Origin of the sequence: Streptomyces sp. GQFP (genome assembly GCF_021545335.1) — a bacterium.
Lineage (GTDB): Bacteria > Actinomycetota > Actinomycetes > Streptomycetales > Streptomycetaceae > Streptomyces.
Window position 1 is genome coordinate 2,572,493 of record NZ_CP089312.1, and the last position, 18,798, is coordinate 2,591,290.

General features: G+C 68.1%; 14 protein-coding genes and 1 pseudogene. 5 read left to right on the forward strand and 10 right to left on the reverse strand.

Going from position 1 to position 18,798, the window contains the following annotated elements:
* Position 1: 1 nt before the first annotated feature.
* Entirely contained in the window at positions 2-1,489 is a 1,488-nt protein-coding gene (locus tag LUX31_RS11105; protein WP_235474612.1) for an ATP-binding protein, read from the reverse strand.
* A gap of 210 nt (positions 1,490-1,699) precedes the next feature.
* Here LUX31_RS11105 and LUX31_RS11110 point away from each other — a divergent pair, with 210 nt between their 5' ends.
* A complete protein-coding gene (locus tag LUX31_RS11110; RefSeq protein ID WP_235474613.1) occupies positions 1,700-3,913 on the forward strand; it encodes a tetratricopeptide repeat protein in 2,214 nt (737 codons plus the stop codon).
* A gap of 1 nt (position 3,914) precedes the next feature.
* Here LUX31_RS11110 and LUX31_RS11115 read toward each other — a convergent pair whose 3' ends face one another.
* The 3 genes and pseudogenes from LUX31_RS11115 to LUX31_RS11125 all read right to left on the reverse strand — a co-directional run.
* The gene (locus LUX31_RS11115; protein ID WP_235474614.1) at positions 3,915-4,289 is read right to left on the reverse strand and encodes an ATP-binding protein; all 375 of its coding nucleotides are present in this window, start codon (positions 4,287-4,289) and stop codon (positions 3,915-3,917) included.
* Positions 4,282-6,084 carry a reverse transcriptase/maturase family protein gene (locus LUX31_RS11120; protein ID WP_235474615.1) on the reverse strand — a complete coding sequence of 601 codons (1,803 nt, stop codon included), beginning with the start codon at positions 6,082-6,084 and terminating at the stop codon, positions 4,282-4,284. The genes LUX31_RS11115 and LUX31_RS11120 overlap by 8 nt, the downstream gene beginning before the upstream one ends.
* 536 nt (positions 6,085-6,620) lie before the next feature.
* Positions 6,621-6,788, reverse strand: a pseudogene (locus LUX31_RS11125) (ATP-binding protein); the annotation flags it as partial.
* A gap of 112 nt (positions 6,789-6,900) precedes the next feature.
* Here LUX31_RS11125 and LUX31_RS11130 point away from each other — a divergent pair.
* The 4 genes from LUX31_RS11130 to LUX31_RS11150 all read left to right on the forward strand — a co-directional run bounded on the left by LUX31_RS11130 (position 6,901) and on the right by LUX31_RS11150 (position 9,798).
* Entirely contained in the window at positions 6,901-7,722 is an 822-nt protein-coding gene (locus tag LUX31_RS11130; RefSeq protein WP_235474616.1) for a helix-turn-helix domain-containing protein, read from the forward strand.
* Positions 7,719-7,919 (forward strand): DUF397 domain-containing protein, encoded by a 201-nt coding sequence (locus tag LUX31_RS11135; protein ID WP_235474617.1) that lies wholly within the window; start codon positions 7,719-7,721, stop codon positions 7,917-7,919. Before LUX31_RS11130 ends, LUX31_RS11135 begins: the two co-directional genes overlap by 4 nt.
* 396 nt (positions 7,920-8,315) lie before the next feature.
* Positions 8,316-8,813 carry an N-acetyltransferase gene (locus LUX31_RS11145; protein WP_235474619.1) on the forward strand — a complete coding sequence of 166 codons (498 nt, stop codon included), beginning with the start codon at positions 8,316-8,318 and terminating at the stop codon, positions 8,811-8,813.
* A gap of 199 nt (positions 8,814-9,012) precedes the next feature.
* Positions 9,013-9,798 carry a serine protease gene (locus tag LUX31_RS11150; RefSeq protein ID WP_235474620.1) on the forward strand — a complete coding sequence of 262 codons (786 nt, stop codon included), beginning with the start codon at positions 9,013-9,015 and terminating at the stop codon, positions 9,796-9,798.
* A 264-nt stretch (positions 9,799-10,062) separates the two neighbouring features.
* Here LUX31_RS11150 and LUX31_RS11155 read toward each other — a convergent pair whose 3' ends face one another.
* From LUX31_RS11155 to LUX31_RS11180, 6 genes are all read right to left on the reverse strand, one after another.
* Positions 10,063-11,424 carry a hypothetical protein gene (locus tag LUX31_RS11155; protein WP_235474621.1) on the reverse strand — a complete coding sequence of 454 codons (1,362 nt, stop codon included), beginning with the start codon at positions 11,422-11,424 and terminating at the stop codon, positions 10,063-10,065.
* A 97-nt stretch (positions 11,425-11,521) separates the two neighbouring features.
* Complete coding sequence (gene cimA, locus LUX31_RS11160) at positions 11,522-13,135, reverse strand: citramalate synthase (protein WP_235474622.1); 1,614 nt, start codon at positions 13,133-13,135, stop codon at positions 11,522-11,524.
* A 308-nt stretch (positions 13,136-13,443) separates the two neighbouring features.
* A complete protein-coding gene (locus LUX31_RS11165; RefSeq protein ID WP_235474623.1) occupies positions 13,444-14,754 on the reverse strand; it encodes a TolB family protein in 1,311 nt (436 codons plus the stop codon).
* A gap of 171 nt (positions 14,755-14,925) precedes the next feature.
* Positions 14,926-16,251, reverse strand: a complete 1,326-nt coding sequence (locus tag LUX31_RS11170) for a KamA family radical SAM protein (RefSeq protein ID WP_235474624.1) — start codon at positions 16,249-16,251, stop codon at positions 14,926-14,928.
* Between the two features lie 15 nt (positions 16,252-16,266).
* Positions 16,267-17,343, reverse strand: a complete 1,077-nt coding sequence (locus LUX31_RS11175; RefSeq protein ID WP_235474625.1) for a hypothetical protein — start codon at positions 17,341-17,343, stop codon at positions 16,267-16,269.
* Positions 17,344-17,516: 173 nt separating this feature from the next.
* Positions 17,517-18,605, reverse strand: coding sequence for a branched-chain amino acid aminotransferase (locus tag LUX31_RS11180; protein WP_235474626.1), 1,089 nt, complete (start codon positions 18,603-18,605; stop codon positions 17,517-17,519).
* Positions 18,606-18,798: the final 193 nt, after the last annotated feature.

Below are 18,798 nucleotides of genomic sequence, written 5' to 3' on the forward strand. Positions count from 1 at the left end.
CTCATTCCCCCTTGTACAACCGCTCCAGGTCGACCAGGATCACCTCTCCCCGCCTCTCCATAGCCCGCAGATCGCCGGTGAAACCGGCCCCGCTGTAACAGGCGAGCCGTACGGCGGACGTGTCGACCCCGCGATCCGCCAGCAGCCGTTCGGCCTGCCGCAGGCGCTCAAGGTGCCCCGTCCCCATCACCTGGTCCCACTTGGCCTCCCCCAGGGAGAGCAGTACGCCGTTGTCCTGGCCCACCGCGCCCCGTACGACCACGTCGATCTCGTGGCTGGTACGGGCGGTCCGGTCAGGGACCGTCCCGTACGAGACGTCGATCGGCATGCCGCCGAAGGTGTCCGGCGCCGCGAAGTGGGCCACCCACTCACGGCAGACCTGTTCGAAGTGCGGGCCGACGACTGCTGAGAGGAAGCGGGGCCTGGCGGTCTCCCAGACGTGCTCGGCCATCCCCCGGTCCAGCAGGGCGAGCTTCGGCCGCGAGATGGCGTGGTCGAAGGCGATGAGCGGCTCGCCCACCCGGTAGATGCTGCGGTTCCCGCGGAACGCGTCCGTCTCCCTCCGCACGAGTCCGCAGTCCTGGAGGACGGTCAGCGGGTGTGTGATGTCGCTGATCGGCCGCTCCAGGCAGCCGGCGATCCGGCCCGCCGTGCCGTTTCCGGAGGCCAGTGCTGCGAGGACGGAGTGGTAAAGGGCGCGGTCCCGCAGGTCCGACTCGTCGGCGAGGAGATAACGGGCCTCGCGGTAGAGCGGGGAGCGCGGGGACAGCGCCGTACGGCAGACCCAGGCGTCGAAGTCGGCCAGGTCGACGGGGACGTCGTCGCGGACGAACTCCCTTCGGTAGGCGGGAGTTCCGCCGACGACGCTGTGCACGAGGAGCGCCAGGCGGTGGTCGTCGATGCCCCAGAAGGCGGCGGCCTGCCTGAAGTCGAGGGGATGGACGACGAGTTCGAGCCCGGCCCGGCCGCGCAGGGGTGACGTACCACTGAGCAGCTTGCCCATGAACGAGAGCGAGCTGCCGCAGAGGAGCAGGCGGGTACGGGAGTTCAGACGCTCGGGTCGGCGTGGTCCGTAGGCGACTTGAATGATGGAGGGGAGGGCGGGGGTGGCCCGGGCCAGGTACGGGAACTCGTCGATGACGACGGGGAGGGGGCGTTCCGCGCCGAGTGCGAGCAGGGCATCGATCGCCTGTTCCCAGCGGTCGAAGCGCATGGGGGCGACGGTGCCGGTGTAGTGGCCGAGTTCCTCGCCGAAGCGGCGGAGCGACTCCGCTTCCGTTGCCTCGTACGCGCAGAAGTAGAAACCGCCGGCGGCACGGGCGAGCGAGTCGAGAAGGAAGGACTTGCCCTGGCGGCGACGCCCGGAGACCACGGCCAGGGTGGCTTCCGGGCCGGTGTCGGACGCGAAGGCCGTCAGTTCGCTCCACTCCCAGTCACGGTCGAACATGTCGGTGGGTTTGGGGAGTTGGTCGCGGGTCGGGCGGGGCATGGTTGGCCTCCAGCAGGATCACTTAGGGAAATACGTTTCCCAGAAGTACGTTTCCCTTAACTGCCTGGGCGCGGGATGGGTCACGGCAGCCGACGAGAGAGCAACTGGTCCGGCCTCCCCCCCGATCTCCCTCTCCCTTTGCACGACGGCGGGCCATGATGAGGGCGAACGCAAAGAGTCGGGGGCTGTGTAGTGGGACGGGCGGAATCGGTGGGCGACGGAGATCACTACGACTTTCGGGGCAGCACCTTCCACGGCCCCGTCACCGGACGGGCCGAGCACGGCCACGGCCCGGCCTTCACCGCCATGTCCGCGCTCCCTGCTCCTCCGACGGCCTTCACCGGCCGTGAACAGCACGTCAAGGCTCTGTTGGACGTACTCGATCCCGACACAGAGGCCCGTACAGACGCCGTGTTGATCTCGGCGGTCGGCGGGCTCGGCGGTGTGGGGAAGACCGCGCTGGCTCTGCACGTTGCGCACGCCGCGCGTGCTCGGTTCCCCGGCGGAACGCTCTTCGTCAATATGCGGGGCTACGACAACGCCCCTACGGCGCCGGAGCAGGCGGTGGAGTCCCTCCTCACCGCTCTCGGCATCGGACGCGACAGCCTTCCTTCCACGCCAGAGGAATTGTACGCGTTGTACCGGTCGACTCTGGACGAGCGGGGTTCCGTACTGATCGTGCTGGACAACGTCTCGGATGCCGCACAGGTCGTACCGCTGCTGCCTGGCAGTACGCGGCATCGGGTTCTGGTGACCTCCCGGGACTCGCTCGACTCGCTGACCGCGCGGTCGATCACGCTCGACTCGCTTACGCAGGACGAGGCGGTCGCGCTGGTCGAGCGGGCCCTGCGCATCAGCGATCCTGACGACTCCCGGGCGTCCGCAGAGCCTGATGCCGTTCGGCGGCTCGTCGACCTGTGCGGCCGGCTTCCGCTGGCGCTTCAGATCGCGGCGGCTCAGCTCCGCCGGCGTAAACCGCGCGCGGTCTCCACGCTCGTCGCGGATCTTGAAGCAGCAATCGACCGGGTGCGCGCGTTGCGAGCACCCGGCAGGGACCAGTACGACAGAGACCTGGTGCTGCGCCCGGTGTTCGACGTCACGTACGAACGGCTCGACGCGGACCAGGCCAGGCTGTTCCGGCTCTTGGCCCAGGCTCCGACGTCGGACTTCGGACAACCCACCGCGGTGGCTCTCTCCGGAGTGTCTCCGGCCGACATCATGGAGAGACTTGAGGATCTGGCAGCCGTCTATCTGATCAGTGCATCGCCCGCCGCGGACCGTTGGGTGATGCACGACTTGCTACGCGTGTACGCCGCCACTCTGAGCACCTCCGAGCCCGTACTCGCCCACGAAGCCACGGATGCCAGGAACAGCTTGCTCCAAGAGTTCTTCCTACGAGCGGCCTCCGCCGACCAACATCTCCACGGCCAACTGGTTGCAGAGGCGCCAGATCTCTTCCCTGACCGGGATGCCGCACTCGCCTGGCTGGACTCCGAGCACACTTCCCTCGTACGGGCCGTTCAGTGGGCAGAGATGGCCGAGCACAGCAGATTCGCCACCGCATTGGGCGTCTGCATCGACCGGTATCTGCACGTCCAGCGACATTTCACCGATGGAACCCGAGTGTCCGAAACTCTACTGACGGCGGCCAGACGCGAGGAGGACCGGATCCTGGAACTGTTCTCCTTGTCCGCCCTGGGGAATTCCCGGCACCAGTTGCGCCAGTACCGTGAGGCAGCCATCGTCCACACCAACGCACTACGACTTGCCTACGCGCTCGAAGATCGCAGCGCCCAAGCAACCAGCTGGAGCAACCTCGGCTTTTGCATGCACGAGTGGGGACAGCACGACATTGCGGCTCAGATGCTCGGGCGGGCGCAGGAGATGTTCGCCCAGGTAGGCGATGAGCACCGCGAAGCGATGGCTTGGAACACCCTGGGCATGCCGCTTCTGAAGCTTCGGCGGTTCGATGAAGCCGTGCGGGCTCACAACCGCGCCCAGCAGGCATTCCACCGGGTGGGAGATCGGCAACGCGAGGCGACGGCATGGCTCAATCTGGGCGCAGCTTTGAGAGAGGTGTCCAGATTCGACGACGCTGCCAACGCATACCTGAACGCCGCCGACCTCTTCGCCGAGCAGCACGACCGGTATGGAGAAGCCTCGGCTTGGAACCATGTAGGCAGTCTCCTGACCGCTCTTCGAGAATTCGAATCGGCATCAGAGGCACTTCACAAGTGCGAGGCCGTCTTTGTCTCCCTGAGTGACTGGCACCACGTGGGACATGTTCGATGGAACATCGCAAAGCTGCATGCAGCGCAAGGTCAAGACCTCCGCGCAAAGGCCGCCTGGATGTCTTCCGCCGACGCCTATGACCTCGCCGGGGACGAGCAGTTGGCCACCGAGGCACGCCAGTACGCCGAATGACTCACCGCAGCACCCTGAACTCGCACCACACCGACTTACCCGGGTTCCGCTCCCCCACCCCCCACCTGTCCGCCAGCCCCGCCACGATGAGCAGCCCCCGCCCCGCCTCGGCCTCCGGGCCGACGTCCGGCATACGGATCTCGCCCGTGCCGCTGTCGTGGACCTCGACGCGCAGTACGCCGTCGGTGGCCAGGGCCAGTTGCAGGAGGAAGCCCCGGCCCGGCGGTACGCCGTGCAGGAGTACCGGTAGGCCACTGGCGAGGTTTCCGCTGTGCGGGTCCTTTTCCAGTGGCCTCCGGCCCGAACCCGCCGTGCACCCTTTCGGTGCAGCGGGCTCTCCAGTGACTACTGCGTGTTCGTCACCCGGGTCATGCATGGATGCTTCCGTGACAAGGCGGGCAGACCACGAGCGTTCTGCGCCGCTTCTTGAGCATCAGTAGCGTCCAGGCTGGCTGTTCTCTCTGGCCGTGTAGCTCCGCGAGGGAACGAACTTGGTGTACTTGCACCTCAGTTCGCCTCTCGCAGAGTTCACACCGTCCGCGTTGGAGCCGATCGATGAGTTGGCTGCCGCGCGGGCGGCTGCGCGGGGTGAACATAGTGGACGGAAGGTCGTCGAGGACGGCCGTCCGTTTCCGGGTGAGGGGAATTCCACCGAACCGTGCGACCAGTGGTTTCCTGCCTTCTCGTTCGATTCTGGCCTCGAAGCACCTGCGCGGTCCTTGGGGTGTCTTGATAGTCGTCTTGTAGCGGTTGGCCATCGAGGTCACCCTTGACCGGTGCTTGGCGGCCAGGGTCTTGAGCAGGGAGGTCAGCATGACCCCCTTGAGCCGGTCGAGTTTCCAGACGTCGCCGGCCAGCAGGTAGTACTGGACGATGCCCCGGTACTGGGCTCCGTAGAGACTGACGATGTCGAAGGGTGTGCATCCAGTCAGCGGGTCCAGGTGCGCGGGTTTGCCGCGCTTGAGGAACGGGGCGCATTTGGCCTTGATCACGTCCTTGGGCACGCGGAGCGACACCTTCCCGTTGATGGAGCGCATGCCGCGATTGACACGGCCGCCCCGGGAGACCTTGGCGTCGGCGTGCTGAACGGTGATGTCGTAGCCGAGGAAGCGGGCCGCCTGGGTGCGGCCGTGGGTGACCAGCGTCTTGCCCTGGTTGAGCTCCAGCTTGAGATCGTCACGCAGGAACGCGGCCAGGCGCTGTTTGACCGTCTCGGCTTCGGCCTTGGGACCGGTGAACCCGAGGAGGTGATCGTCCGCGTAGCGGATGTAGCGCAGCCGCCGGTAGCCGGGATCATGCGGATCACCGACCGGATGACGGCGCAACTCCTTGCGCCACTGGCGGACTTGAGCGGACTCGGTGTGCTCCTTTCTCTTGGCGAGCCGCTGCCGGGTGTTCCAGATCGCGTTTTCCAGCTTCTGGTACTCCGGATTCTTCCTCCGGGTGGTCCCTCGGGTGTATTCCGGGATGAGAACTGTTTCGACGAAGGTGTCCAGCCGGTCCATATAGATGTTGGACAGGAGTGGAGAGAGGACACCTCCCTGCGGGGAACCCGACAGGGTGGCGTGCCATTTCCAGTCCTCCAGGTATCCCGCCTTGAGCATCTGTTGGATGAGGCGGAGGAACCGGTTGTCGCGGATTTTCTCCGACAGGATGGCCAGCAGGACCTCATGGTCGAGCGAGCCGAAGCAGTCGGAGATGTCTCCCTCGATGAACCAGGTTGTCCCGGTCCATTTGTGTGCCACCTCGGACAGTGCCGTGTGGCAGCCCCGGCCGGGACGGAAACCGTGGGAGCGGCCGGAGAACCGCGGCTCATAATATGCCTCCAGCAGGAGACGCATTACTTCGCCGACAAGTTTGTCCGACCAGGACGGCAGGCCGAGGGGGCGCGTCTTTCCGTTGGATTTTGGAATGTGGACGCGCCGTACCGGACGGAAGCGGTAGCGCTCGTGGCGCATGGCTTCGGTGATGTGCCCGATCTTGGCTTCGGACATGCCGTCTGCGGTTTCCCCGCAGGCCCCGGGGGTCATCGCGCCATGGTTGGCGTAGACGCGCCCGTAGGCCAGCAGATACAGGTTCGGGTTGAACAGCTGTCGATACAGCTCATCGCACGGCAGGCCGCGCCTGCCGCGTTCACGCAGGACATCAAGTACCGCTTCGGCGCTCTGCATTACGCATACCTCCCAGCATCGTGATGTCCGAATCACCTGGCCCCCTTCGCCCTGTAGACGGCTTTCCCGTCCTCCTTGGCAGGTCGTTACTCCTGCGACTACTACGGGGCCTCCGTCACCTTGGGATTCGCATCCTTTAGGTGATCCCATGTTCGTCTCTGTTGTACGTGTCTAGCGCGACTTAGGCGCCCCACTCATCTCCTTGAATTCCCTCATTGGGAATCATTCCGCTATCCGAAGGGTGCGGTGGATACGCATTTACTCCACCGCAGGATGCGGCGCCGGTGGCAAGTGCAGGTTTCCGGCGGATGCGACACATTTCATCCTTTGGAGATTGGGGTTCAGGCAATCCAGCTTTCGCCATATCGCGCGGGCCCCCCAGCGCATCGCTTCCACACTTGAACACGATCGCTGGTTTCCTGACATGCTGCGGTCCCCTTCCCCTTTCGAGTCCAGGTAAGTCATCAGGCCCAAGAACCTCCCTTCAGTTCCTCCCGGCTCAACCGGGGATACAACAGAGCGCCTCATGGCGCACGGGCGTTCGTGGTCAGTTCGCTCACGCAGAGCAGCACGTCGTCGGTGCGCTCGGGGGTGCCCCAGTCGGTGAGGGTCTCGCGGGTGAAGTCGCGGGCCAGGCGTACCGACCTGCGGTCGCGGCGGTAGAACGCCTGGCGGGCGTGGAGGAGTTGGGGTTGTGCGTTCATGAGGCCACTGTCACAGGGAGTCACTACTGTGGAGCAGTACGTGAAGTCGTAGTTCCGATTGCTACGACTCCACTACGAGGGGTTCGGGTGGAAACGGGGGAAAGGGACACGCATGCATTCGGCGAAGAAGCCCAAGCGGGGCAGTTCATGGCAGGCCATCGGTGCGCTGGTCGCCCACTTCCGGAGGGCGGCCCGGCTCACTCAGGAGCAGTTCGCCGAGCTGGCGAACCTCCACGTCGACACGGTCGGGTCGATTGAGCAGGGACGACTTGCCCTGCAACTGGATCGGGCCGAACAGTTCGACGAACTGCTGTGTACAGGTGGGGTGTTGGCCATCGCCGTGGCCAAGATGCCGATGCGGGAGCGGATTCCGACGTTCGCGCAGGGGCTCGTCGACATCGAGCAGGAGGCCGTCAGTGTTCTGTCGTACGAGACACAGATGGTGCCGGGGCTCCTCCAGACCAAGGACTACTGCCGCGCTTCCTTCGACTCCCGCTTCCCGCGCTTCGAGGACGAGACGGCTGAGCAATGGGTGAGTTCTCGCATCGAGCGGCAGCAGATCTGGCAGCGCAGGCAGCCCCCGTTCGGCCACTTCATCCTGGAGGAGGGGATCCTGCGCACAGCCCTCGGCGGAAGTGACGTGATGCGCGAGCAGATCCGCGCGCTGCGCGAGTACAGCGACCTCGACCACGTAGGGATTCAGGTCATGCCCATGGGGCGCGTGCCACACGCTGGCCTTGCGGGCCCCATGCTGCTGCTGGAGAACCCGGACCACGACCACATGGTGTACCTGGAAGTGCAGCGCGCCAGCTTCCTGGTCGATGATCCTGCCGAAGTAAGTGTGTATCAGCTGAAATATGGAATGCTGCGGTCACAGGCCCTCTCCCCCGAAGAGAGCGCATGCCTCCTGGACAGACTGCTTGGAGAGTCATGAACACCGCAGCGCGACAACACCTCCCCGCGGGCAACCTGGCGTGGTTCAAGTCGAGCTACAGCAGCAACGAGGGCGGCAACTGTCTCGAAGTCGCCGCCAACCCCTCCGCCATCCACATCCGTGACTCCAAGAACCCCTCCGGCCCGGTCCTCACCGTCGCCCCCGGCACCTGGACCGCGTTCCTGGACCGGGCCTGACCACCCAGAGGACGACCGCCCCATGGACAACACAGCGTGGATCACCATCACCTCCTGCGAAAACCTTCCCGGGCATCCCGGCCCCCTCGCCGCCCTGCGCGCTTGACTGCGGGAACGCGGTATCGACTGGATGCCGTTCGCGCCTGACGAGGTTCGGTACGACCTCGCGTGCGAGCCCGGAGTCGATGGGCACTGGCGCGGATGGTTCACCGTGTACGTGGCGTCGGACGCACTACTCGCCGTCGGACTGCATCCCGGGCAGGCGTCGGCCCCTCGCGGCGACGGCGTCTCCCCGCCCGCCTGGTGGCACGCCGCCGGGGAGCGGTACGGTCGTCGGTGGACACTCCCCCGGGACATCCCGGTGCGAGGCGCCCACGTGGGCGTTAGCCTCCGGTCATGACCTGGCTCCCCCGCGACTTCGTTCACCCGCTGCACGTCGACGTGGCCGGTGGGTATCACCTGCGGCCGATTCGTGGGGCCGATGCCGTCATCGACTACCCGACTGTCATGGGGTCGCGTGAGCGGTTGTGGGGCATCTTCGGGGAGGCCTGGGGGTGGCCGGCCGCCTCCATCACGTACGAGGCCAATCTCGCCGATCTGGAGCGGCATGCCGCCGAGATCGACGCCCATGAGTCCTTCAACTACGTGCTGCTCAATGGCGAGGAGACCGTCGAACTCGGGTGTGTGTACATCGATCCGCCCGAGAAGGCCGGGGCCGATGCCGAGGTCTCCTGGTGGGTTGTCGACAGTGCCGTGGGGGGTGCGGTCGAGCAGGCGCTTGATGAGCTTGTGCCTCGGTGGATCGGGGATGAGTGGCCGTTCGTCCGGCCTCGGTTCATCGGGCGTGATCTGTCCTGGGCGGAGTGGCTGCGGTTGCCCGACGCCGGTGCGTAGGCCTGTGTAGCCCCGGCCGGGGCCGGTGGCTCGATGGGCGCGGCTGGATTTCGCCCCTTGTGGGCGCGCTCACAGCGTTCCCATAATCCTTCAACAGATTTTGACCAGCTCATGCCATCAAGTGCACGAGTTCTTTCTGTTTGTTTGGCATGAGCCTGACATTTCTGCGTATGTCCAACCCCCCACGGAAGGCATCACGTTGAAGAAGCTCATCACCGCGCTCAAGAGAGCCGCAGCCGCCGGCGCCGCCGCGCTCGCCATCATCAGCCTGCAGCCCCTCTCCTCCGCCCAGGCCGCTCCGGCGCCCGTCGTCGGTGGAACCCGGGCCGCGCAGGGCGAGTTCCCGTTCATGGTCCGGCTCTCCATGGGCTGTGGCGGCTCGCTGCTCACCCAGCAGATCGTGCTCACCGCCGCGCACTGTGTGAGCGGCACCGGCGCCAACACCAGCATCACGGCGACCGCCGGTGTCGTGGACCTCCAGTCGACCACCGGCCGGGTCCAGGTCAGGTCCACGTACGTGTACCAGGCCCCCGGCTACAACGGCAACGGCAAGGACTGGGCGCTCATCAAGCTCGCCTCGCCCATCACCACCCAGTCCACGCTGAAGATCGCCACCACCACGGCCTACAACACCGGCACCTTCACCATCGCCGGGTGGGGTTCGGCCTCTGAGGGTGGCGCCCAGCAGCGGTACATGCTCAAGGCGACCGTGCCGTTCGTGAGCGACGCCACCTGCCGGTCCTACAGCGGCTACAGCGGGCTCGTCGCGGCTGACGAGATCTGTGCCGGATACGCGTCCGGTGGCGTCGACACCTGCCAGGGTGACTCCGGTGGTCCGATGTTCCGTCGGGACAGCGCCAACGAGTGGGTGCAGGTCGGCATCGTCAGCTGGGGTATCGGCTGCGCTCGGGCCAACGCGCCCGGTGTCTACTCCGAGGTCTCGACCTTCGCCTCGGCGATCACTGCGGCGGCTGCGACTCTCTGACGGTCCTTCGTATCAGGCTCCGTACGACGTCCACGGGCTCGGCGCTTTTCGGCGCCGGGTCCGTGCGCGTACGTCGTGGGGAGTTTTTCGCCCCCGCCGCCCTTACCCGTTCCCATCCCTGGGGGCTGCGCCCCCAGACCCCCCTTTCGGCCTGAACGGCCTCGTCCTCAAACGCCGGACGGGCTGAAATGCCCCGGCCGGCGCTGAAGAGGCACCGCCTGTACCGCAGAAGGGCGGGCTGGGTGATGCCCACCCGGCACTTGCTCAGAACCCCCCGCCGAAGTCCCCGCCACCCCCGAAGTCCCCTCCGCCGAAACCGCCGCCATAGTCCCCGGAGTCGAAGTCCGCGCCGGACATGTCGCCGCCATCGGAGCCGGCGGTGCCTCGGAAGTCGCCGTAGCCCTCGCCGTAGTCGGCCGCGTAGGACGGGGTGGCCATCATGCTGCCGAGCATCGTGCCGACCAGGAGGCCGGGCAGGATGCCGCCGCCGAAGTAGCCGCCTGCCCAGGGGCCATATGCCGGGCCCGCGTCCCAGTACGGGCGGGGGCCCGAGGCCGTCTCCACCTCGCGGACTGCCGGGTCCCGGCCGTCGGCCAGGCGGGCCTGGTCGGCCGCGCAGACCGGGACCTCCCGGGGTGCGCCGCCCGCCGGGGTCCAGGTCGCGTCGGTGACCGACGGGCCGTGACGCGGGTCGAAGAAGCAGGGGCCACGGCGTTCGGGCAGCGGGCGGCCCTCGCGGCGTGCCGCCAGTTGCGCCAGCGAGAAGCGGCCGTCCTCCAGCGTCTGTGTCACCGCGCGTACTTCCTCCGGGCGCCTCGTGGCCGCCATCAGTGACTTCGACTTGTCGTAGGAGTCCAGCGCTCGTTCGTAGTCCGCGCGCATCGCGTCGTCGGCGCCCGTCTCGGCGGGGTGGAAGTCCAGCCGGTCCAGTTCCTCGCCGAACGCCGTGATGTCCTCGTCCACGACGACCGACAGTTTGGCGAGGGCTGCCCGCTGCTCCTCCTCGTGCCGTCGCCGGTTGCGCCGGACCAGTGCGTACGCGCCCGCGCCGCCCGCCGCCAGCACCGCGCCTACCGCGATCAGCGCACCGGCGTCCACCCCGCCACCGGAGTCCCCACCGCTCCAGGTGGCCGGTGCCGAACCGCCGACACTGCCGCGCAGTGCCGCGTCGACGAAGTCGTTGAGCTGGGCCTTCGGGTCGTCCGTGCCCTGCACGGCTGTGACGAGGTTGGCTACCGCCGGCTTGCTCAGCACGCCGCTGTCGGCCCGTGCGCTGAAAAGGTCGCCCAGGCGTACGGCGTACAGGCCCGTGATGCCCGTCTCCGTACGGAGGTTCGTGAAGAGGTTCTCCGCCGGGTAGTCGGCCGGGAGAACGGCCACGAACAGCGGTTTGTCCGCGTCCTTGATCTTGGCGGCCAGCGCGTCCGCGTCGGCGGAGGAGAGGAGGTCCTTGGCCTCCGGGTCCACGTACACCGGGTCCGCTCGCAGTGCCTCGGCGACTTTGGATAGGTCGGTGGCCGCCTGGGCGCCGGGCGCGGCGGCCGTCAGCAGCGCGAGTACCGCGAGTGTCGCTACGAAGGGCACCAGCAGTAGGCGTACGAGAGGACGGACCAGTACGGCCTTCATATCTTCGAAGCTACCCGAAACGGGACGGAAACGGGCACCCTCGGGGGGAGTGGGAGGGTGGGCCCTGGGGTCTGGGGTCCACCCCCCACCGTCTCCGCTACTCGGCCGGCTCCACTCCCGCCCGCAGCAGCCCGTACGTGTACGCGTCCGCCAGGGCCTCCCACGACGCGGCGATCACGTTGTCGGCCACGCCCACCGTCGACCACTCGCCCTTGCCGTCCGACGTCGAGATGAGGACTCGGGTCGTGGACTGGGTGCCGTGCTTGCCCTCCAGGATGCGGACCTTGTAGTCGACCAGGTCCAGCTTGGCGAGCGGCGGGTAGATCTTCTCCAGGGCGACCTTCAGGGCGCGGTCGAGGGCGTTCACCGGGCCGTTGCCCTCCGCCGTCGCGACGATGCGCTCGCCCTTGGCGAAGAGCTTGACCGTGGCCTCGTTGGCGTGGCTGCCGTCGGGGCGGTTCTCGACGATCGCGCGCCAGGACTCGACCTCGAAGTACGTACGGGCCCTGCCCTCGGCCTCCGCGCGGAGCAGCAGTTCGAAGGACGCGTCCGCCGCCTCGTACGTGTAGCCCTGCAGTTCGCGTTCCTTGACCCGTTCCACGACCCTGCCTACCAGCTCGCGGTCGTCGCCCAGGTCGACGCCGAGTTCCTTGCCCTTCAGCTCGATCGACGCGCGGCCCGCCATGTCGGAGACCAGCATCCGCATGGTGTTGCCGACCTGCTCGGGGTCGATGTGCTGGTAGAGGTCCGGGTCGACCTTGATCGCCGAGGCGTGCAGGCCCGCCTTGTGGGCGAAGGCCGAGACTCCCACGTACGGCTGATGGGTCGAAGGCGTCAGGTTGACCACCTCGGCGATCGCGTGGGAGATGCGGGTCATCTCGCGCAGCGCGCCCTCAGGGAGGACCTTCTTGCCGTACTTCAGCTCCAGGGCCGCGACCACCGGGAACAGGTTGGCGTTGCCCACGCGCTCGCCGTAGCCGTTCGCCGTGCACTGGACGTGGGTCGCGCCCGCGTCGACGGCGGCGAGGGTGTTGGCGACCGCGCAGCCCGTGTCGTCCTGGGCGTGGATGCCGAGGCGGGCTCCGGTGTCGGCGAGGACCGTGGCGACGACCGCCTGGACCTGGGCCGGGAGCATCCCGCCGTTGGTGTCGCAGAGGATGACGACGTCGGCGCCGGCCTCGGACGCGGCCCGGACGACGGCCTTCGCGTACTCGGGGTTGGCGCGGTAGCCGTCGAAGAAGTGCTCGCAGTCGACGAAGACCCGGCGACCCTGGGAGCGGAGGTGGGCGACGGTGTCCCGGACCATCTCCAGGTTCTCGTCGAGCGTGGTGCGCAGCGCCAGTTCCACATGGCGGTCGTGGGACTTGGCTACCAGGGTGATGACGGGCGCGCCCGAGTCGAGGAGGGCCTTGACCTGCGGGTCCTGGCTCGCCTTGCCGCCGGCCCGGCGGGTGGCGCCGAAGGCCACCAGCTGGGCGTGCCTGAAGTCGATCTCCTGCTGGGCGCGGGCGAAGAACTCGGTGTCGCGCGGGTTGGCGCCCGGCCAGCCGCCCTCGATGAAGCCGACGCCGAAGTCGTCCAGGTGCCGTGCGATGGCCAGCTTGTCGGCGACGGTGAGGTTGATGCCCTCGCGCTGGGCGCCGTCGCGCAGGGTGGTGTCGAAGACGTGGAACGAGTCGTCGAGTTCGCTGGGTTCGCTGGATTCCGTCATGATCTCAAGGCTCCTGGGATGTCGATCTCGGTCTGTACCGGAATGACCGGCTCCACCGTCCTCCGATGATCCCTCACGCTTCTTCTCCGGCTGAATGTGGGCCAGAAAAGCGAAAAACCCCTCGCGGGTGCGAGAGGTCTGCGCGCGGGTCGAAGACGACGATGGCCGCCCGTACCTGGTCGTACGAGGCGGTCACTGCGGACCGGCGCGCCTGCTGCCAATAATCGTGGCGAACGAGAGCACGGGGGCAGTCTGGCACAGACCGTCCCCGCGCCTCGTGGGTGTCTCAGTATGCGAACCCCCGGTGCTCAGCTCACACGGCGGACGAACCCGTCCGAGTGACCGTTCGTGTCGCCCTTGACGATGTCGGTCGCGGACGACAGGAAGCCCACCAGCCTGCCGTCGCGGCTGAGCGACGAGGGCGCGCTGTACCCGGTCGGCTCGGTCGCGATACCGCCCGTGATCGTCCTGCTGACGAGGCGGGTGGCTCCGGTGCGCAGGTCGTGCAGATAGACGTTGTCGACGTAGTCGCCGGCCGGTGTCCGCACCGGGAAGTTGTACGCCAGGTACCGGCCGTCGCCGCTGAGGAGATTGCCGCTCAGGCTCCGCTCCCCCGGGCCGTCGTGCTGGATACGGCGGGTGACGTCCGTGCGCAGGTCCCGTACGTAGAGGTAGAAGCCGTTCGGGGTCGGGTCGCCGACCAGGTCGGTGAGGGAGCTGAAGGCGATGTACCGGCCGTCGTCCGAGAGCGACCCGCCGACGGCGCCGGCGTCGGCCTGCGACGGCGAGCCCGCGCTGTCGACGTTGGCCTGTTCCTCCTTGCCGGTCCGGCGGTCGAACACCATCAGTTCGCTCGGGCCGCCGCGCGGGTGGCGGATCTCGTACTCGACATAGCGGCCGTTGCCGCTGATCCCGGTGCTGTAGACCGTCCACTCGGGGTGCTCGTGGCTGATCCGGGTGACCTTGCCGGTGCGGCGGTCCGTGACGTACGCGGCGAGGTGGTAGCTCGTGCCGCCCTCCACGCGGGCGATCGGGGCGTTGAAGGCGACGTACCGGCCGTCGTCGGAGATCCCGACGCTGCCGTACGCGTTGGCGGTCCCGCCGTCGGGTGTCGTGCTCACCAGTTCCGTGCGGCCCGTGCGGCGGTCGTGGACGTACACGTCCTCGTGGGAGAAGCCGGTGGGCGGCTTTCCGCCCCAGTCGACGAGGTTCGTCGCGTCGGAGGTGAAGACGACGTACCGGCCGTTGCCGCTGATGCGCGCGTTGTGCGTGTCACCGCCCGTGGACTGGGTGCCGTCCGAGGCGACGCTGACGCGGGTCACCTTTCCGGTGCGCAGGTCGCGCACGAACGCGTCCCCGTCGCCGTTGGTGTCGCCCGGCACGATGGTGGTGCCGTAGGTGGCGAACGCGGCGAAGCGGCCGTCGTCGCTGAGGGTCGGCCCGCCCGAGTCGCCGTCGGACTGCACGCCCTTGGCCGACACGGTGACCCGCTCGGTGACGCCCGGTCGTGGCGCCTTCCCCGGCGCCGACGACGCCGTGGTCGTGGGAAGTGCGAGTGTGCTGACGGCGAGTGCGGCGATGGTCGTCGCCCGCACGAACCGCATGGCTCTGCTGGTCATGTGTTTCCCCGTTTCCCCCGGTGCACATTTCCCCTGTGCACATTTCCCCTGTGCACTGTTCCCCCGGCCCCGTGCCGCGGGCTCACTGCGATGCAAACGCACCTTCACGGTAAGGGTCAATCGGTCTTATTGCGTACAACCTGGACGAGGGTTCACGCGTCCGTGTGGTTCTCATCCCGCCTGCAGGCCGGGCAGGAACTCCGCTGCCCCGAAGGCCGGTTTGAGGTCGGTGAACCAGGTCGCGTCCTCGTCGTACGCGGCGAAGAACGGGCGGTCGACCAGGGCGGGATCGCGCGCCTGGATGAGGTGCAGCACGAAGACCTTCTCGCCGGCCACCTCCGCGACACCGTCCACGCACACCTTGCCGGGCATCGCCGACATCACCGGGCCGCGCACGGTACGGGCGAGGCCGGAGACGCGGGAGTGGGCGTCCCGGAAGATCTGGTGGCCGCGGGCGAGCGGGACGCCGAAGTAGCCCTGCGGGCCCGTGTCCCGTTCCACGAACTGGTAGTACGGCACCGCGCCCAGTGTGGTCGTCACGTCCCACAACTCGGCCCAGGCGTCGGCGTTGTCGTTGATCCCGGCCACCAGCGGCCCCTGGCAGCGGATCACGGCGCCGGTGTCGCGCACGCGCCGCATGGCCTCCCGTACGACGGCCGGGCGCAGCTCCTGCGGATGCGTGAAGTGGGCCATGAGGGCGAGGTGACGGCCGCTCGCCACGACCTTCTCGAACAGCCGCAGCAGGTCGTCGGCGTCCCGGTCGGTGGTGAACCGGTACGGCCAGAAAGCGAGGGACTTGGTGCCGACGCGGATCGAGCGGATGCTCTCGATCTCCAGCAGCGGGTCGACGTACCGGCTCAGTACCTCCGTACTCATCACCAGCGGGTCGCCGCCGGTGATCAGCGCGCTGCTGACCTCGGGGTGGGCGCGGAGGTAGGCCGTGGTGGTGATGATGTCGTCGGTGGCGATGCGGAGTTCGGACTCGCCGACGAACTGCGGCCAGCGGAAGCAGTACGTGCAGTAGGCGTGGCAGGTCTGGCCCTGGCGCGGGAAGACCAGCACCGTTTCCGGGTACTTGTGCTGGAGGCCCGGCAGCCGGACGCCCTCGTGCACGGGGACGTTGGCGTCCAACTGGCCGGAGGGGTGCGGGTTGAGGCGCATCCGGATCTCGTGGGCCGCGCGCTGGAGTTCGCGGGCGGGGGCGCCGGTGGCCAGCAGGTCCGCCATCTCGCGGACGTCCGGTGCGGGGAGCATGCCCGTCTGCGGGAAAGTGAGCCGGAAGATCGGGTCGCCGTCGGGTACGGCCGACCAGTCGATCAACTCGTCGACGACATAGGCGTTCGTACGGAACGGCAGCACCGTCGCGACCGCGCGCAGCGCCAGCCGGTCGGCGGGCGAGAAGGCGCCGACGCGCTGGAGCAGACCGTCCAGGTCACGGGGGGTGAGGGCGCGGAATCTCGGGCCGCCGCGCGGGGCCGGGTCGTGCGATGAGCGCATGCTGTGCAAGGGCCTCTATTCCGTGACCAGGGCCGGCGGTCGCAGCCAGACGAAGGCCGCCGCTGGTGCATCGTACTTCTCCGCGTAGTGCGTGGTGAGCTGCGCGTGCAGCTCGGTCTCGTCGTCGACCACGATCACCTCGTACGCGGCCGAGGGTGTCCCCAAGGCGTCGCTGTACGCGGAGAGTTGGTCGAGGCGGTGGCGGGCCAGGTAGGACACGAGGTCGTGCCCGGCGACGTACCACCGTTCGTCGACGACCACGAACCGGCAGGTGAACTCCCGCCGGGCGGCGGCCGCGTCGACCAGGGTGACCGGCATGTGGGTGAAGCGTTCCATGGGTTTGCTCTGCTGCCACAGCTCGTCGAACCGCTGCTCGACGAACGCGCCGAGCGGGGAGCGGACGGCGACCTCCAGCTGGACGCCCTCGCCGGAGAGGCGGCCGACGGTGAGGAAGGAGACGAGGGAGTGGCCGTCCCAGCGGTAGAGGGTCACTCCGGGCGAGGTCGAGCACAGCCGTACGTCGAGCAGGGTGCGGGCGTGGTCGTCGAGGCGGTCCCGGAAGGAGTGCAGGGTGCGGAGGTTGCGCAGGATGTCCCGGCGGATGTCGGCGTGCCGTTCGCCCAGTTCCTGGCCGCGCAGGAGGACGGCGAGGGAGTCGGGGTCGAGGAGCAGGATCTGTACGCGGGCGCCGTGCGCGGTGGCGGAGCGGATACCGCGGAAGAGGCGCTCGGAGAACTGGGGGCCGAAGACGTTGGAGAAGGTGTCGAGGATCTTCACGTTGGAGTTCGAGCCGTGCACCTGGGCGCTGAACCACTCGTAGTCGAGCCGCGTGTGCTCGCGGACCCGGCCCTCCTGGGCGCGGCTGATCAGCGGCCCGATGACGAAGACGGTGACGGCGACGCCGAGGATGTCGGTGCCGAGGTTGAGGGCGAGGTTCTCGCCGTAGTTGTCCATGCCGGAGCTGTTCCAGAGCAGGAATCCGGCCAGCGCGGCGAGCAGGACGAGCACGGAGAGGCTCTGCGGGCGCCGGGGTTTACGTAACTCACGCAGGAGCCCACGCAGACGCGAGCGGCGCGGCGGCCGTGCGGTCATGTGTTCCCCCTCCCCCGGTGGAATGAGTGGATACCCACCGGGGGACCGCGTTATGCCGGGTGCGAATGGCGCCCCCGAAGGGGCGCGGGGCTGTGTCGATCTGCGGCTCCGCCGCGGGGCGCGACCAGCCCCCACCGGCCGGCAGCCAAACAACAACCCACCCCGCCGAGCCCTCAGCCGAGAACGTGCATCCAACCGTGCGCGTCCTCCGCCGTACCCCGCTGAATGTCGAGCAGCGCCTCACGCAGGCGCAGCGTGACCTCGCCGGGTTCGCCCCCGCTCTGCTGCCACTCCGCGCCGGTGCGCTTGACCGTGCCGACGGGGGTGATGACGGCCGCCGTACCGCAGGCGAAGACCTCGGTCAGGGAGCCGTTCTCGGCGTCGCGCTGCCAGTCGTCGATGGAGATACGGCCTTCCTCGGAGGTGTAGCCGAGGTCGCGGGCGACGGTGAGGAGGGAGTCGCGGGTGACGCCCTCCAGGATGGAGCCCGTCAACGACGGGGTGACGATGCGGTCCCCGTACACGAAGTACAGGTTCATACCGCCGAGTTCCTCGATCCACTTGTGCTCGACGGCGTCGAGGTAGCAGACCTGGGCGCAGCCCTGTTCGGCGGCCTCGGCCTGGGCGAGCAGGGAGGCCGCGTAGTTGCCGCCGGTCTTGGCGTCGCCCATGCCGCCGGGGACGGCGCGGACGCGGTCCTCGGAGAGCCAGATGGAGACGGGCTTGACGCCACCGGGGAAGTAGGCGCCGGCGGGGGACGCGATCACCAGGAACAGGTACTCGTTGGCCGGCTTGACGCCCAGGCCGACCTCGGTGGCGATCATGAAGGGGCGCAGGTAGAGGGACTCCTCGCCGCCGTGCGCGGGCACCCAGTCGCGGTCCTGCTGGACCAGCGCGTCAATGGCCTCGATGAACGTCTCGACGGGCAGCTCGGGCATCGCGAGCCGGCGCGCGGAGTTCTGGAAGCGCTCGGCGTTCTTCTCCGGGCGGAAGGTGGCGACGGTGCCGTCGGGACGGCGGTAGGCCTTGAGTCCCTCGAAGATCTCCTGCGCGTAGTGCAGGGTCATGTTGGCGGGGTCGAGGGAGAGCGGGCCGTACGGGACGAGCTGGCCGTCGTGCCAGCCGCGGCCCTCGGTCCACTTGATCGTCACCATGTGGTCGGTGAAGTGGCGGCCGAAGCCGGGGCTGGCCAGGATCGCCTCGCGCTCCGCGCCGGAAAGTGGCGAGGCCGAGGGCTTTAGCTCGATCGTGGGCGTCGTCATGAGTGGGTGTCCTTCACCGGTTTGTGTGTGACGGGCCGCGCTCACGCCTCTACTGCCAGTGGCCAGTGTCAGGACGTCCGAGCATTCCCTCAGTCCGCGGCTCCGCGTTCGATTATCGCGTGGGCGAGGCCATGGACGAAAAGGGCGTGAATGCGACCCAGGGGATGATGGTGACACCCGGCGGGGACGTAGG